The organism is Streptomyces sp. NPDC041122 (genome assembly GCF_055592445.1).
This window is the reverse complement of record NZ_JBVIYQ010000001.1, coordinates 186,268-201,029: the sequence shown is the minus strand read 5'-3', so window position 1 is coordinate 201,029 and position 14,762 is coordinate 186,268. Positions and strand designations below refer to the sequence as shown.

Annotated in this window: 13 protein-coding genes; 5 read left to right on the top strand and 8 right to left on the bottom strand. The window is 72.5% G+C overall.

Annotation, left to right across the window (positions count from 1 at the left end; translation table 11 throughout):
- Positions 1-65 precede the first annotated feature (65 nt).
- A complete protein-coding gene (locus tag ACZ6B8_RS00865; protein WP_471074755.1) occupies positions 66-644 on the top strand; it encodes a hypothetical protein in 579 nt (192 codons plus the stop codon).
- Positions 645-696: 52 nt separating this feature from the next.
- On the opposite strand, the gene ACZ6B8_RS00860 is transcribed toward ACZ6B8_RS00865, so the two are convergent.
- From ACZ6B8_RS00860 to ACZ6B8_RS00835, 6 genes are all read right to left on the bottom strand, one after another.
- Complete coding sequence (locus tag ACZ6B8_RS00860) at positions 697-825, bottom strand: hypothetical protein (RefSeq protein WP_471605869.1); 129 nt, start codon at positions 823-825, stop codon at positions 697-699.
- 25 nt (positions 826-850) lie between these two features.
- Positions 851-1,861 (bottom strand): LLM class F420-dependent oxidoreductase, encoded by a 1,011-nt coding sequence (locus tag ACZ6B8_RS00855; protein ID WP_471605868.1) that lies wholly within the window; start codon positions 1,859-1,861, stop codon positions 851-853.
- A gap of 117 nt (positions 1,862-1,978) precedes the next feature.
- A complete protein-coding gene (locus ACZ6B8_RS00850) occupies positions 1,979-2,845 on the bottom strand; it encodes a hypothetical protein (RefSeq protein WP_471074764.1) in 867 nt (288 codons plus the stop codon).
- A gap of 205 nt (positions 2,846-3,050) precedes the next feature.
- Positions 3,051-4,067: an N-acetylmuramoyl-L-alanine amidase gene (locus ACZ6B8_RS00845; protein WP_471605867.1), complete on the bottom strand. Its 1,017-nt coding sequence runs from the start codon at positions 4,065-4,067 to the stop codon at positions 3,051-3,053.
- Positions 4,068-4,186: 119 nt separating this feature from the next.
- Positions 4,187-4,852, bottom strand: a complete 666-nt coding sequence (locus ACZ6B8_RS00840) for a class I SAM-dependent methyltransferase (RefSeq protein WP_471074770.1) — start codon at positions 4,850-4,852, stop codon at positions 4,187-4,189.
- A 144-nt stretch (positions 4,853-4,996) separates the two neighbouring features.
- Complete coding sequence (locus ACZ6B8_RS00835; protein ID WP_471074773.1) at positions 4,997-6,730, bottom strand: MFS transporter; 1,734 nt, start codon at positions 6,728-6,730, stop codon at positions 4,997-4,999.
- Between the two features lie 307 nt (positions 6,731-7,037).
- Here ACZ6B8_RS00835 and ACZ6B8_RS00830 point away from each other — a divergent pair, with 307 nt between their 5' ends.
- The 3 genes from ACZ6B8_RS00830 (at position 7,038) to ACZ6B8_RS00820 (ending at position 12,079) form a co-directional block, all read left to right on the top strand.
- A complete protein-coding gene (locus ACZ6B8_RS00830; protein WP_471605866.1) occupies positions 7,038-9,236 on the top strand; it encodes an acyl-CoA dehydrogenase in 2,199 nt (732 codons plus the stop codon).
- A gap of 25 nt (positions 9,237-9,261) precedes the next feature.
- Positions 9,262-10,449 carry a lipid-transfer protein gene (locus ACZ6B8_RS00825; RefSeq protein ID WP_471076429.1) on the top strand — a complete coding sequence of 396 codons (1,188 nt, stop codon included), beginning with the start codon at positions 9,262-9,264 and terminating at the stop codon, positions 10,447-10,449.
- Between the two features lie 127 nt (positions 10,450-10,576).
- Positions 10,577-12,079: an MFS transporter gene (locus ACZ6B8_RS00820; protein ID WP_471074779.1), complete on the top strand. Its 1,503-nt coding sequence runs from the start codon at positions 10,577-10,579 to the stop codon at positions 12,077-12,079.
- A gap of 58 nt (positions 12,080-12,137) precedes the next feature.
- Here ACZ6B8_RS00820 and ACZ6B8_RS00815 read toward each other — a convergent pair whose 3' ends face one another.
- Both ACZ6B8_RS00815 and ACZ6B8_RS00810 read right to left on the bottom strand, forming a co-directional pair.
- Positions 12,138-12,983 carry a PIG-L family deacetylase gene (locus ACZ6B8_RS00815; protein ID WP_471074782.1) on the bottom strand — a complete coding sequence of 282 codons (846 nt, stop codon included), beginning with the start codon at positions 12,981-12,983 and terminating at the stop codon, positions 12,138-12,140.
- Between the two features lie 353 nt (positions 12,984-13,336).
- Positions 13,337-13,978 (bottom strand): response regulator, encoded by a 642-nt coding sequence (locus tag ACZ6B8_RS00810; protein ID WP_471605865.1) that lies wholly within the window; start codon positions 13,976-13,978, stop codon positions 13,337-13,339.
- Positions 13,979-14,600: 622 nt separating this feature from the next.
- On the opposite strand from ACZ6B8_RS00810, the gene ACZ6B8_RS00805 reads away from it, so the two are divergent.
- Positions 14,601-14,747: a hypothetical protein gene (locus ACZ6B8_RS00805; protein WP_471605864.1), complete on the top strand. Its 147-nt coding sequence runs from the start codon at positions 14,601-14,603 to the stop codon at positions 14,745-14,747.
- Positions 14,748-14,762: the final 15 nt, after the last annotated feature.

Below are 14,762 nucleotides of genomic sequence, written 5' to 3'. Positions count from 1 at the left end.
GGGTGCGGCGGCCGGGGTGAGGCTGCGGGAAGGACCGTCTCGTCCGGCGGTCCGCCCGCTCTCGTATGGAGGCCGTTCCCGTGCTCAGCCCCGTATCCGTCCGCCGTGCCGGTGTCTCCCTCACGCTCTGCTGCACCCTGCTGGCCGGTGCCACGGCCTGCGGCAGCAGCGGTGAGAAGACCGCGCCCGCGTCGGCGCCGTCCGCAAGCAGCAGCAGTACCGAGCAGCACGAGAAGCAGAAGTTCGCCAAGACCCGGTTCGTCGCCAACGCGGGCCTCGCCGCGGGCGCGACCTACCAGTGGATCGTGAAGCCCTTCCGCGCCGGCAAGTTCAAGAAGGGCGCCCACGGCCGCAAGTTCGCGCTCGTCAAGGCGGGCCTCGCGGGGGCGTTCACGTACAACCGGCTGAAGGCCGCGACGAAGAACGCGCAGGGCGACCCGACCCTCGCCAAGGCGGTGGCCCCGCTCACCTCGGGCATCGACGCCCTCAAGGACCTCCCGTCCAAGCTCCGCAAGGGCGAGGGCACGGACTCGGTCGTGAACTCCTTCGACGACATCATCAAGGACGTCAAGGGCGCGGGCAGCAGCGCGGGCGCCGAGGTCAAGGACAAGGTGCCGTCGGCGGGGGAGCTCAGCAAGGGTTGAGAGCGCCGCCCTGCCGCCCCGGGGGAGGGGCGGCAGGGAGCGTTCGCCGGCGCTACGCGGGCAGCCGGGCGAGGATCGCCTCCAGCCCGAAGGCGAAGCGGCCTTCGAAGGCGCCGTGCCGCAGGTGGGCCGCGACCCGGTGCAGCGCCGGACACGTACCGGCGTCCTCGCCACCACCCACCGGAAGCAGCCCGAGAGTTGAGGGCCTAGGAGTTGAGCTCGGCCAGGACCCGCAGGGTGTGCGGGTCCGGGGCGAGTACCAGCAGGTCCGTCACCGGGCCCTCGCGCCACAGCGCCAGCCGCTCGGCGACCCGGGCGCGCGGGCCGACCAGGGAGATCTCGTCGGCGAAGGCGTCCGGCACGGCGAGCACCGCCTCCTCCCTGCGCCCCGCGAGGAAGAGCTCCTGGACGCGCCGGGCCTCCGCCTCGTACCCCATGCGCGCCATCAGGTCGGCGTGGAAGTTGCGCGCGGAGTGCCCCATGCCGCCGATGTAGAAGCCGAGCATCGCCTTGACCGGCAGCAGGCCCTCCGCGACGTCGTCGCAGATTTTCGCCCGTGCCATGGGGGCGATGGTGAACCCCTTCCGCAGGCCGGTCAGCGACGCCTCGTAGACGTCCGTGCGCAGCGGCGACCAGTACAGCGGCAGCCACCCGTCCGCGATCCGCGTGGTCTGCGCGATGTTCTTCGGCCCCTCGGCGCCGAGCAGAATCGGCAGGTCGGCCCGGAGGGGGTGGGTGATCGGCTTGAGGGCCTTGCCGAGTCCGGTGCCGTCCTCGCCGGTGTAGGGGTGCGGGTGAAACCGCCCCGCAAGCTCCACCGGTCCCTCGCGGCGCAGCACCTGCCGGATCACCTCCACGTACTCCCGCGTCGCGGTGAGCGGTGACCTCGGGAACGGCCGCCCGTACCAGCCCTCCACCACCTGCGGCCCCGAGAGCCCCAGGCCGAGCATCATCCGGCCGCCGGAGAGGTGGTCGAGGGTGAGCGCGTGCATGGCCGTGGTGACCGGGGAGCGCGCGGCCATCTGCGCGACGGCCGTGCCGAGCCGGATCCGCGAGGTCTGCGCGGCGATCCAGGTCAGCGGCGTGAAGGCGTCCGAGCCCCAGGCTTCGGCGGTCCACACGGAGTCGTAGCCGAGCCGCTCGGCCTCCCGGGCGAGGGCGACGTGGCCGGGGTCGGGGCCGCGCCCCCAGTAGCCGAGTGCGAGCCCGAGCCGCATAGGCCTGCCTCCCTGATGAACTGACGGAGCGTCAGGTGAGATCCGTAGGGGAGGGACTGTACGACAACGGCCCCCCGCCCGGAAGGGCGAGGGGCCGCGGTACGGCTTGCTTCGAGGTCAGCCGCGCTGGATCCCTGTCGTGTCCTGAAGGACGCCGCGACGGCCGTCCTGCGTCTGGGCCACGAGGCCGGGGCCGCGCTGCTCGACGGCCAAGTACCAGGTGCCGGGCGCCAGTTCCGCGATCGGCGTCGGCGAGCCGTCCTCCGCGTACAGCGGACGCGGCACCGGCACGGCGAACCAGAACGGCGAGAAGTCACCGGCCGGCTGCGCCTGCGCGGGCGGCGGGGTCTGCCCGGCCTGCGGCTGCGGCTGCTGTCCGCCGAAGGACTGCCCCTGCGGCTGACCCGGCTGGCCGCCGTAGGGCGCGCCCGGCTGCGGCTGACCCGCACCGGCGCCCGGGTAGCCGTAGCCACCCTGCGGCTGGCCGCCGTAGGGCTGCGGGGCCATCGGCTTGGGGCCACCCATGAGGGGTGCCTTCAGGGCCGGCACGAGCAGGGTCGCGACCGCGGCACCGGCGAGCACCAGGGCGGCGATCAGGCCGAGGATGAGGCCGACACCGGCGTCGGGGGTCTCTCCGCGCCCGAGGGAGCTGTCGAAGAAGAAGTTGTAGGACTGGTCGGTGTCGAAGATCGCGCCGAGCGAGCTCCACGCGGCGGCGACGGTGAAGGCCACCCCGAGCTGGCCGAGGTCCAGGCCCGCGACCTTGCGCTGCTGCGGCAGGGCCCGGCCCACGACGATCAGCACGGCACCGATGATGCCGAGCAGGTACACGCTGAGCAGCAGGTTGCCGTTTTCCCAGGCGTTCGACAGCTTGTCGCTGGGGGCGCCGTCAATGTCAAGGGTGTCGAGGAACGAGGCGATGAAGAGCAACACCGCTGCTCCGATCACCACGCCGTCGCCTCGAGTGAGGGAGCGGAAATTCACTTCAGGTCCTTCGTCAGTCGTCTCGTCAGTGGAGGCGTCGCTGTCGCCGTAGTCGCGTTCGTGTCGCGGTGCGCGAAGCGCGGGGGTGGCCCCTCATCGTAGGGAGGACAATATCGTCCGGACCCTCGGGGTGTCTGCTCGGGATAAAGACGTGCACGCTTCGATACGAAGACGTTCACCGTCCGCCCCCGATCGCGTTCACGCCCTACCTCCGAAGGAATCCCGCAATTCCCTCATTAATCCCCTGCGCCGCCTTCTGCCGCCACGCGCCGCTGGTCAGCAGACCCGCGTCCTTCGCGTCCCGCATGTTCCCGCACTCGATGAACACCTTGGGAACGGTGGAGAGATTGAGGCCGCCGAGGTCCTTGCGGGTGTCGAGACCGGTGCCTCCGCCCACGTAGTTCGAGGGGGCGCTGCCCGTCGCGCTCACGAACTTTCCGGCGATGCGCTCGCCCAACTCCTTGGAGGGGGCGACGATCGCGGAGGTGTCGGCGGCGCCGGAGCGCACCTTCGCGGGCAGGATCACGTGGAAGCCGCGGTTGCCCGCCGCGGAGCCGTCCGCGTGGATGGAGATCACGGCGTCGGCCTTCGCCTGGTTGCCGATCCGGGCGCGCTCGTCGACGCACGGGCCCCAGGGCCGGTCGCCGTCGTGGGTGAACTTGACCGTGGCGCCCTGCTTTTCGAGGAGGGCGCGCAGCCGCCGGGAGACGTCGAGGGTGAAGTTCGCCTCGGTGTAACCCCCGTTGGTGGACGTGCCCGTGGTGTCGCACTCCTTGCGGTTCGTCCCGATGTCCACCGGGCGGTTGATCTCGGTGGTGTGGCGGAAGTTGCCGGGGTTGTGGCCGGGGTCGACCACGACGACCTTGCCCTTGAGCGGGCCGTCGGCGGCGGGCCCGTGCCCGGGCGGCTTCGTGGCCGAATCGTTGTCGGCGCCGTCCGCGCCCTTGCCGTCCTTGTCCTTTTCCTTCCCCTTGTCGGGCTTCTCGGAGCCCGAGGGGGAGGCGGGGGCGGACCCGGCAGGGGTGCCCTCGCCGGTGGACGCGGAGGACGAGGCCGGCAGCGATCTCGCCGGGTCGCTCCCGCCCGGCCCGCTGGTGGCCTGGTAGACGAGCCAGCCCGCGAGGCAGGTCGGCACCAGCGCGGCGACGGTCACCGTCAGCGGACGGCCGATGCGGCGCTTGGGCGGCTGGGAGGGATCGAATTCCGGACCTACGTACGACACGGGAGCGAGCCTATCCGCGCGGCCCGCCGCCCGCGCCCGTTGAGGTCAGATGGGGGACCCGTCCGGTGAGAGGGGGGCCGTCCGGTGACGGGGATCCGTGCCGGGCAGGGGGTGAACCGTCAGATCCCCGGCCCCGTCCGGCGCAGCACGCGCAGCGACCCCGCCACCGAGACCTCGGTGAACGCGCCGGACTCCAGGGCCCGCAGGTACACCCGGTACGGCGCCTGCCCGGTCATGATGTCGACGGGGTCGGGGAACACGTCGTGGATGACGAGCAGTCCGCCCTCGGCGACGTGCGGCGCCCAGCCCTCGTAGTCCGCCGTGGCGTGCTCGTCGGTGTGGCCGCCGTCGACGAAGACCAGGCCGAGCGGGCCGCCCCACGCCTTCGCCACCTGTGGCGAGCGGCCGACGACCGCGATGACGTGGTCCTCCAGGCCCGCCTTGTGCAGCGTGCGGCGGAAGGTGGGCAGCGTGTCCATCCGCCCGACCTCGGGGTCCACCGTCTCCGGGTCGTGGTACTCCCAGCCGGGCTGCTGCTCCTCGCTGCCGCGGTGGTGGTCCACGGTGATCGCGGCGACGCCGGTCCGCCGGGCCGCGTCGGCCAGCAGGATCGTGGAGCGCCCGCAGTACGTGCCGACCTCCAGCAGGGGCAGGCCGAGCGCCCCGGCCGCAGTCGCCGCCGCGTAGAGGGCGAGCCCTTCGTCGTCCGGCATGAAGCCCTTGGCCTCCCGGAACGCGGCGAGGACCGCCGGCTTCGGCGTGGGCGTCGGGTCGGCGGCGGCCATGGGTTCCTCCGGGTGGTGCGGCGTGTTCGCGGGGCGTCCATGCTGCCGCACGCCGCCCCCGCCCGGTCGGCCGGGTCGGGGGCGGCGGATCACCCGTGCGGTCGCCGGACCGTCTCGGGCCGGACCGTCTCGGGCCGGACCGTCTCAGGCCGGGACGTCGGTCCCGGCGGGCAAGGACAGGTCCAGCTCGACCGGGCGGTTCTGGCCGGGGTGGGCCGCCGACGAGGCCAGCGGGCCGTGGCCGGTGGCCCGGACCGCCAGGACGTACGAGCCGTCGCCGGGCACGTCCAGCGCGTACCGGCCACCCTCGTCGGTCAGCGCCGTGCCCGCCTGGCGGCCCCGGCGGTCGATCAGGGTCACCTTCGCGCGCGGGACGGGCGTCCCGTCCGCGTCCCGCACCAGGCCGTGGAAGCCCGCGAGCACCTGCGTCGCGCGCTCCAGGTTGGCGTCCTCCTCGCTGCTGGCGCGCAGCTGCGTGGTGACGGGGCGGCGCGCGGAGGGCAGCAGGAGGGCGAAGAGCAGGCCGACGACGACCGCGCCCGCGGCGATCAGGAACGAGACGCGGAAGCCGTGCATGGTGGGCACGGCGACGCCCCCGACGTGGTCCGCGGTGTTGGCGAGGACCATGCCGATCACGGCGCTCGACACCGACGTGCCGATGGAGCGCATCAGGGTGTTGAGGCCGTTGGCCGCGCCCGTCTCGGACGGGTCGACCGAGCCGATGATGAGCGCGGGCAGCGAGGAGTAGGCGAGGCCGATGCCCGCGCCGAGCAGCACCGCGATGACGATCGTCTGCCAAGCGGCGCTCATCAGGCCGAGCCCGGCGCCGTAGCCGACCGTGATGATGAGCATGCCGAGGATGAGGGTCACCTTCGGGCCGTACTTCGCCGACAGACGGGCGTAGACGGGCGCCGTGAACATCATCGTCAGGCCGAGCGGCATCACGCACAGGCCCGCGACGACCATGGACTGGCCGAGGCCGTAGCCGGTCGCGGTGGGCAGCTGGAGCAGCTGGGGCAGGACCAGCGAGACGGCGTAGAAGGCGACGCCGACCATGATCGAGGCGAGGTTGGTGAAGAGCACCGAGCGGCGGGCCGTGGTGCGCAGGTCCACCAGCGGTGCCTTCAGGCGCAGCTCCATCACGCCCCACAGGAGGAGGACGACGGCGGCCGCGCCGAAGAGCCCGAGCGTGGTGGGCGAGGACCAGCCCCAGTCGCTGCCCTTGGTGATCGGCAGCAGGAACAGCACGAGACCGGCGGAGAGGCCGATCGCGCCGAGCACGTCGAAGGTGCCCTCGGCGCGCACCGGGCTCTCCGGCACGAAGACGAGGGTCAGCAGGATGGAGAGGACGCCGAGACCGGCGGCGCCGAAGAACAGCGCGTGCCAGTCGGCGTTCTGCGCGGTCAGCGCGGCGACCGGCAGCGCGAGGCCGCCGCCGACGCCGATGGAGGAGCTCATCAGGGCCATCGCGGAGCCGAGCTTCTCGCGGGGCAGCTCGTCGCGCATCAGGCCGATGCCGAGCGGGATGGCGCCCATCGCGAAGCCCTGGAGGGCGCGGCCCACGATCATCACGACGAGATCGTCGGTGAAGCCGCAGACCAGCGAGCCGACGACCATCACGGCGAGGCTGGTGAGCAGCATCCTGCGCTTGCCGTAGAGGTCGCCGAGGCGGCCCATGATCGGCGTGGAGACGGCGCCCGCGAGCAGGGTCGACGTCATGACCCAGGTGGCGTTCGACGGCGAGGTGCTCAGCAGCTCCGGCAGGTCCTTGATGACCGGCACGAGCAGGGTCTGCATCACCGCGACGACGATGCCTGAGAAGGCGAGTACGGGGACGACTCCGCGTATGCCGCGTGGGTGGGTCGTCGACATCGACATTGCTTGGGGCCTCCGGGGCGGAAGAGGGCTCGGCAGGAGCGCACGGGGCGGGTACGTGTAGCTCGAACCTGTTTCCCGGGGCGACTATTCCGACGGATGTCGTACGAGGGGAAGTCTTGACCTTCTGTTAACCGTTTCATCACCGGGGCGGGCGGGGGTGCCGGTGCGACGAGGGGGTGGCCGTCGGGGCGCCGCGCATCCGCTCGCGCATCCCTGCTTCCATCCCGTTCCCCATCTGACCTTCCGTCAGATTGAAACGTGTTCTACTCTTGCGCCGTCCCGGCAGCGGCTACCGGCGAGGATGCGCATGGGGATCGGAATCACAAAGGAACAAAGGGAGTTGGCGTCATCCGTGCGGGGCTGGATCGCGCGCGCGGCACCGCCCGGCGCGGTGCGCGCACTGCTCGACGCCCCACCACAGGCCCGCGGGGGAGGCGGCCCGCTTCCCGGCCGCGGCCGGCCCGCCCACTGGGACGGCCTCGCCGAGCAGGGTCTCCTCGGCGTCCATCTCCCCGAGGAGTACGGCGGCGGGGGCGGGAGCCTCCTCGACCTCGCCGTGGTCCTGGAGGAAGCCGCGCGCGCCGCGCTCCCCGGCCCCTTCGCGGCCAGCTCCCTCGCCTCGCTGGTGCTGCGCCGCGCGGGCGCCGGGGAGGCGGTCGCGGCGCTCGCCGACGGCACCCGGATCGGCGCCGTCGCCCTGGACGCGGGCACGCTCACCGCCGTCTCCGGCCCCGACGGCTACGTCCTGGACGGCACCGCGCCGCCCGTACTCTCCGGCGGTGAGGCCGACCTGCTGATCCTCGCCGCCGCGTCCGCCACGGGCCCGCTCTGGCTGGCCGTCGACGCCGACGCGCTGACCGTACGCACGCAGGAGAGCGCCGATCCGACCCGGCCCACCGCCGAGGTGAGCGCGCGGGCCGCGCACGTCCCCGCGGACCGGGTGCTCGCCGTGGACTCGGCGACCGTACGCGACCTGGCCGCCGCCGTGCTGGCCGCCGACGCCTGCGGCACCGCGGCCTGGGCGCTGCACACGGCTGCCGAACACGCCAAGGTGCGCGAGCAGTTCGGGCGGCCCATCGGACAGTTCCAGGGCGTCAAGCACCTCTGCGCCGACATGCTGGTCCGCGTCGAGCAGGCCCGCGCCCTCGCCTGGGACGCGGCCCGCGCGGCGGACGACCCCGAACTGCCCGCCGACGTACGCGGGCTGACCACCGCGCTCGCCGCGGCCACCGCCCTGGACGCCGCGTACTCCTGCGCCAAGGACTGCGTGCAGATCCTCGGCGGCATCGGCTTCACCTGGGAGCACGACGCCCATCTGTATCTGCGCCGCGCCGTCGTCGCGCGGCAGCTGCTCGGCTCCGGCGACGGGCACCGGCTGCGCGCCGTGCGCCTCGCCGAGGGCGGCGCGCGCCGCGAACTGCGCCTGGAACTGCCGGAAGAGGCGGAGACCTACCGCACCCGGGCCCGCGCGGCGATCGCCCCGGCCGCCGGCCTCGACCCGGCCGCCGCCCGCAAGGCGCTCGCCCCCACCGGCTACGCGGCCCCGCACCTTCCCGAGCCCTACGGCCTGGGCGCGGGACCCGTGCACCAGCTGGTCGTTCAGGAGGAGTTGACGGCAGCGGGCGTCCGCCTCGCCGATCTCGGCATCGCCACCTGGGTCGTCCCCTCCCTCATCTCGTACGGCACCGACGAGCAGCGCGCCCGCTTCCTCGCGCCCACCCTGCGCGGCGAGTTGCTCTGGTGCCAGCTCTTCAGCGAGCCCGGTGCGGGCTCCGACCTGGCCTCGCTGCGCACCCGGGCCGAGCGCGTCGACGGCGGCTGGCGCGTGAACGGCCAGAAGGTGTGGACGAGCGCGGCGCAATGGGCGGACCACGGCATCCTCCTGGCCCGTACCAACCCCTCGGCGCCCAAACACCAGGGGCTGACGTACTTCCTCGTCGACATGAAGAACACCCCCGGCATCGACATCCGCCCGCTCAAGGAGATCACCGGGGAATCCCTCTTCAACGAGGTGTACTTCGACGACGTCCTGCTCCCCGCGGACGCCGCCGTCGGGCAGGTCGACGACGGCTGGCGGGTCGCCCGGCACACCCTGGGCAACGAACGCGTCCACATGGCCGACCAAGTGGCCTTCGACACCGGACTCGAAGCGCTGATCGCCCGCGCGGAAGAGCTCGACGGCGCCTGCCGGGCCCGCGTCGGGGCGCTCGCCGCCGAGGCGCACGCGCTCGCCTGCATCGGGCTGCGGACCACGATGCGGCAGGTGGCGGGCGCGGAGCCGGGCCCGGGAGCCTCCGTACGCAAACTCGTCCAGACCCCGCACCAGCAGCGGGTCGCCGAACTGACCCTCGAACTCCTCGGCCCGGCCGGCGCGTTGCGTGAGGGCCCGGGCGAGCGCGCGCTGCACGGCTTTCTGATGTCGCGGTGTCTGACCATCGCGGGCGGCACCACCCAGGTCCAGCTCAACGTCGTCGCCGAGCGGATCCTCGGCCTGCCCCGTGACTGAACCACCGGCCAGCGAGAGGGACATGATGAAGGCGTACGTCGTCGGCGTCGGGATGACCAAGTTCGAGAAGCCCGAGACGCGGGACTGGCAGTACTGGGACATGGCGAAGGAGGCGGGCGGCAAAGCACTCGCCGACGCCGGGATCGGCTACGAACAGGTCGAGCAGGTGCCCGTCGGCTACTGCTTCCAGGCCTCGACGGCCGGGCAGCGGGCCGCGTACGAACTGGGTCTGACCGGCGTCCCGGTCTACAACGTCAACAACAACTGCGCGACCGGATCGACCGCGTTGATGATGGCGCGGCAGTTCGTCGAGGGCGGCCTGAACGACTGCGTCCTCGCGCTCGGCTTCGAGAAGATGGCGCGCGGATCGCTCGGCGGCGGGGGAGAAGGGGACTTCAAGACCTCGCCGGTGGCCCGCCACTACGGGATCATGGCGGAGCGCCACGGCTTCGAGATGACCCCGCCCACCGCGCAGATCTTCGGCAACGCGGCCCGCGAGCACATGGAGCGGCACGGCACCACCGAGGCGCAGCTCGCCGCGGTCGGCGCCAAGAACCACCGGCACTCCGCGAACAACCCGTACGCCCAGTTCCAGGACGCGTACACCGTCGACGAGGTGCTCGCCGCCAAGACGATCCACCGCCCGCTCACCAGGCTCCAGTGCTCCCCGACGTCGGACGGCGCGGCGGCGGCGGTCGTGGTCTCCGAGCGGTTCGTGGAGCGGCACGGCCTGGCCGGGCGGGCGGTGGAGATCGCCGCCCAGGCCATGACCACCGACACCGGCGAGTCCTTCGCCTCCGGGTCGTGCATCGACGCCGTGGGCCGGCCGATGTCACGGGAGGCGGCCCGCCAGGTGTACGAGAGGTCGGGTCTCGGCATCGAGGACGTCGACGTCGTCGAACTGCACGACTGCTTCTCGATCAACGAACTCCTGACGTACGAGGCGCTCGGCATGTGCGCGCCGGGCGAGTCGGGAAAGCTCGTCGAGAGCGGCGCGACGACATACGGCGGGCGGTGGGTGGTCAACCCCTCCGGCGGCCTCATCTCCAAGGGCCACCCGCTGGGCGCGACCGGCATCGCGCAGGTCGCCGAGGTGACCTGGCAGCTGCGCGGCGAGGCGGCGGCGCGGCAGGTCGAGGGGGCGAGGGTGGGCCTCGCGCACAACATCGGGCTCGGCGGGGCGGCGGTGGTGACGATGCTGCGGCGGCCCTAGGGCCTGGTGGGGGCGGGGAGACCAGGGCCCGGTGGGGCAGGGAAAGCAGTCCTAGTCCCGACGGCCGAGGTCCCGTCCAGCGAATTTCCGATGCGTCGCTCGAGTTTCGCTTGAGAGGATGGCTGTCATGGTCCAGACGCCCTCCACCACTTACTCGGCCGACAACGGCTCCGAACCCTCCGCCATACCCACGGGGCCCACCGAATCCGCCGCTCCCGGCGGTCCCGGTGCGGCCCCGCGGAAGAGATCCGTCCCGGTGTGGGCGGTGCTGCTCACCGCCTGCGCCGGCCAGTTCCTCGTCGTCCTCGACGTGTCCGTGGTGAACACCGCGCTGCCGTCGATGCGCTCCGACCTGGGCATGAGCGCCGTCGGACTCCAGTGGGTCGTCAACGCGTACTCCATCGCCTTCGCCGGCTTCATGCTGCTCGGCGGGCGGGCCGGCGATCTCTTCGGACGCAAGCGGATGTTCCTCGTCGGGCTCGGCCTCTTCACCGCTGCCTCGCTGGGCGGCGGCCTCGCGCAGGCGGAGTGGCAGCTGCTCGTGGCGCGCGCCGTGCAGGGCCTCGGCGCCGCGGTCCTCGCCCCGTCGACCCTGACGATCCTCACGTCGGCGGTGCCCGAGGGCGCGGCGCGGGCGCGGGCGATCGGCGTCTGGTCGGCGGTCGGCGCGGGCGGTGGCGCGGCGGGCGGCCTGGTCGGCGGGGTCCTGACCGACCTGCTCTCCTGGCGCTGGGTGCTGCTCATCAATGTGCCGGTCGGCGCCCTGGTGATCGTCGCGGGCCTGGCCTGGCTCACCGAGAGCAGGGCCGACCGGACCCGCCGCCTCGACGTGCCGGGCGCGGTCCTCGTGACGGCCGGCCTCGCCACCCTCGCGTACGGCATCGTGCAGACCGAGGAGAAGGGCTGGACGGCGGCGGCGACCCTGGTGCCGCTCGCGGCGGGGCTCGCGCTGCTCGCGGCGTTCCTGGTGGTGGAGGCGCGCACGAAGCTCCCGCTGATGCCGCTGAAGCTGTTCAGGGTGCGGACGGTGTCGGCCGCGAACGCCGCGATGTTCGTGTGCGGCGCCGGCATGTTCGCCATGTGGATGTTCATGACGCTCTACACCCAGAACGTCCTCGGCTACTCGCCGCTGAAGGCGGGCCTGGCGCTCATGCCGTCCTCGCTCACCGTCGTCCTCGGCTCGATGCTCGCGCCGCGCCTGATGCCGGTGGCCGGCGCGAAGAACGTCTCCGTGCTCGGCATCGTCGTGGCCGCCGCGGGCTTCGGCTGGCAGTCGACGATGACGGTGGACGGCGCGTACGTCACCTCGATCCTGCTGCCCGGCATGGTGATGATGCTCGGCGCGGGCCTCGCCACCACGCCGCTCGCCTCGCTGGCCACCTCGGGTGCCAAGGCGGACGACGCGGGCCTCGTCTCCGGCCTGGTCAACACCTCCCGGACGATGGGCGGCGCGCTCGGCCTCGCGGTGCTCTCCACGGTGGCGGCCGCGCAGATGCACGGCTCCTCGTCGCCGCAGGCGCTCACCGACGGCTACGCGATGGCGTTCCGGACGAGCGGGTGCATCCTGCTGGCGGGTGTGGCGGTACTGCTGGTGTGGATGCCGAGGCGGCGGGTCCCGGCGGAGGACTGAGGGCCACGGCCCGCCCGCCCGGTGGTCCGCTCCCGGACGGAGCGGACCACCGCGCCCGTCAGCGCAGTCCGGCGAAGAGGTCGTCCTCGCGACCGGTCCCGGACACGGCGACGGGGGCGCCGTCCTGGACCCGTACGAAGGTCTCCATGCCCATCAGCTCGCCGAACCTCTCCTTGCCCATCTTGAGGAAGAAGATGTTCTCGCCCTGACTGGCGTGCGCGGCCAGCGAGTCGAACTTCTGGCCGCTGAAGGCGGTGGTGTCCACCCAGGTGCTGATCTCGTCGTCGGGAAGCCCGATGTCGGCCAGCGCGGCGGCCTCGGCGGGGTCCGGCTCCGGCATGTCCTCGCTGAACTCACGCATGATCTCGCCGAACCGCCGCATCCCCGAGTGGGGCATCGTCGTCCAGTACACCTTCGGCGTGAGCCCGGTCAGCTCCAGCGCCGCCATCGTGATGCGGTGGGCCTGAATGTGGTCGGGGTGGCCGTAGAAGCCGTTCTCGTCATAGGTGACGACCACGTCGGGCCGGTAGTGCCGCATGAGCTCGGCGAGGCGGGCGGCGCCTTCCGCCACGGGCGTCCGCCAGAAGGATCCCGGGGCGTCGTTGCTGGGCCAGCCCATCATCCCGGAGTCGGCGTAGTCGAGCGTTTCGAGATCGCTGATCTTCAGGACCTCGCAGCTCGCCTCCAGCTCCTTGCGGCGCATCGCGGCGACGGCGGCGGGGTCGTGCCCGGGATCGCCCGGCTTGGCGCCGCCCGGCCCGTCCCCGCAACCGCCGTCGGTACAGGTCACGAGCACCGTGCGGATGCCTTCCGCGGCATACCGGGCGAGGATCCCGCCCGTGCTGGTGGCCTCGTCGTCGGGGTGGGCGTGGACGGCCATGATCGTCAGAGGCCGGTCGGTCATGAGGAAGTCCTCCTGCGGAATTACGTGAACGGCGTCGGCGCGACGCTGGTCCCTCGGTCGGTGCAACAGTTCCGGACGGACCGGGTGTTCCCCGACGCAGGTGTCCTGGGCCTTTTGGGCCTCCCGGGCCTCCTGCGTCTCCGAAGGCGGAGGCAACGATTTCGTGAGCCGCGCCCATGGGTGAGGCGTGGACCTCAGCCTGTCCGGCGCTTGAGGACGAACTCGGCGGAGCCGGTGTGGGGGGTGAGCTGCGCCCCCGGTGCGGGTGAGGCGTGGACTTCAGCCCGTCCGGCGCTTGAGGACGAACTCGGCGGAGCCGGTGATGAACGGCGCCCACCCCGGGAGGGCCCCCGCTAGAGCCACCCCCGCTGCCGCGCCTCCCGCACCGCCTCCATGCGATTACGCGTCCCCGTCTTGCCGATGGCCGCCGAGAGATAGTTCCGCACCGTCGACTCCGACAGATGCAGCTTGCCCGCGATGTCGGAGACGGTCGCGCCGTCCACGGAGGCCTTGAGGACATCCGCCTCGCGGCCGGTCAGCGGGCTCGGCCCGGCGCTCAGCGCGGCCGCGGCGAGCGCCGGATCGATGACCGTCTCGCCCCGCAGCGCCCGGCGGATCGCCTCGGCGAGATCCTCCACCGGCCCGTCCTTGACCAGGAAGCCGACCGCGCCGGCCTCCATGGCGCGGCGCAGATACCCGGGCCGGCCGAAGGTCGTGAGGATGAGGACCCGGCAGTCGGGGCACTCCTCGCGCAGATCGGCGGCCGCGTCCAGGCCGCTGCGGCCCGGCAGTTCGATGTCGAGCAGCGCCACATCGGGGCGGGAGGTCAGCGCCGCGCCGACGATCTGGTCGCCCGCGCCGACCTGGGCGACGACCTCGATGTCCTCCTCCATGCCCAGCAACAGGGCGAGCGCGCTCCGCATCATCCCTTGATCCTCGGCGAGGAGGACCCTCACGGACTTCCCGGGGCGCTGGTCTCGCGGCATCTCGTCCATGGGCCAAGAGTACGGGCGGAGTTGCTGGTCAGAGCGGTAGGCGCCCACGCGGCGCAGGGCCGGAAGCGGATGGGCGGGGTCCGGTGGGCACCTGCGTGGGGACTGGAGGCACACCCCGCGGAAGCTTGCCTTGCCGGCCGTTTCGCCTCTCCTTGTCGTGAACCCCTTGGTGCTCGTGCCGGGCGCGAACTCGCCTTCGCAGGTGGCCGGTTCATGTGCTTGGGGCACGGCTTGCACGACCTTGGCTGTGCAGAGTGTCAAAGTTCGTACCGGGGTTTTGTACACATGCGTGCGGTCCATGACGGTCGCCATACTCGGAGCGATAGCTTTGGGCCGTGATCAGCGCGATACGCCCCGGTGGCGGCAACGCCCTCCGGTTCACTCCTCAAGTACCCGCGCGCCCAGGTCACACCCCCCATCAGCGCTGACGGCAACGCCGACGGCGACGGGGTCGACGACGGCCACGGTCCGGTGTCCTGATGCCCCCACCACGCCTGGAATACGGCCGTTCATCATGCATCACGGCATAGCGCTCCCCGGCGTCATGCAACGGCGCGCGACAGGAGCGAGAGGGTCGACATGCGAACCCAGCAGGGCGGCGCACGAGGAGAGGGAAGCCAAGATGAGCACGGAACCCGTCACACCGCCTCCGGCACTCGAACTCCGCTGCGGCGGGCTCCACGTGACCGTTCAGCGTGTGCCCGTATGGCTCATCTCGCTGCTCACCACGGCGGGCGGTGTCGGAGGCACCTGGTGGGTGCACCAGTGAGCGTCGGCCGACGGC

What these genes read in the sequence shown, in the direction of transcription:
- ACZ6B8_RS00865 (WP_471074755.1), top strand. Translation starts at nt 66, where the DNA reads ATGGAGGCCGTTCCCGTGCTCAGCCCCGTATCCGTCCGCCGTGCCGGT.
- ACZ6B8_RS00855 (WP_471605868.1), bottom strand. Translation starts at nt 1,861, where the DNA reads ATGCGGCTCGGGCTCGCACTCGGCTACTGGGGGCGCGGCCCCGACCCC.
- ACZ6B8_RS00840 (WP_471074770.1), bottom strand. Translation starts at nt 4,852, where the DNA reads ATGGCCGCCGCCGACCCGACGCCCACGCCGAAGCCGGCGGTCCTCGCC.
- ACZ6B8_RS00835 (WP_471074773.1), bottom strand. Translation starts at nt 6,730, where the DNA reads ATGTCGATGTCGACGACCCACCCACGCGGCATACGCGGAGTCGTCCCC.
- ACZ6B8_RS00830 (WP_471605866.1), top strand. Translation starts at nt 7,038, where the DNA reads ATGGGGATCGGAATCACAAAGGAACAAAGGGAGTTGGCGTCATCCGTG.
- ACZ6B8_RS00825 (WP_471076429.1), top strand. Translation starts at nt 9,262, where the DNA reads ATGAAGGCGTACGTCGTCGGCGTCGGGATGACCAAGTTCGAGAAGCCC.
- ACZ6B8_RS00820 (WP_471074779.1), top strand. Translation starts at nt 10,577, where the DNA reads ATGGTCCAGACGCCCTCCACCACTTACTCGGCCGACAACGGCTCCGAA.
- ACZ6B8_RS00815 (WP_471074782.1), bottom strand. Translation starts at nt 12,983, where the DNA reads ATGACCGACCGGCCTCTGACGATCATGGCCGTCCACGCCCACCCCGAC.
- ACZ6B8_RS00810 (WP_471605865.1), bottom strand. Translation starts at nt 13,978, where the DNA reads ATGGACGAGATGCCGCGAGACCAGCGCCCCGGGAAGTCCGTGAGGGTC.
- ACZ6B8_RS00805 (WP_471605864.1), top strand. Translation starts at nt 14,601, where the DNA reads ATGAGCACGGAACCCGTCACACCGCCTCCGGCACTCGAACTCCGCTGC.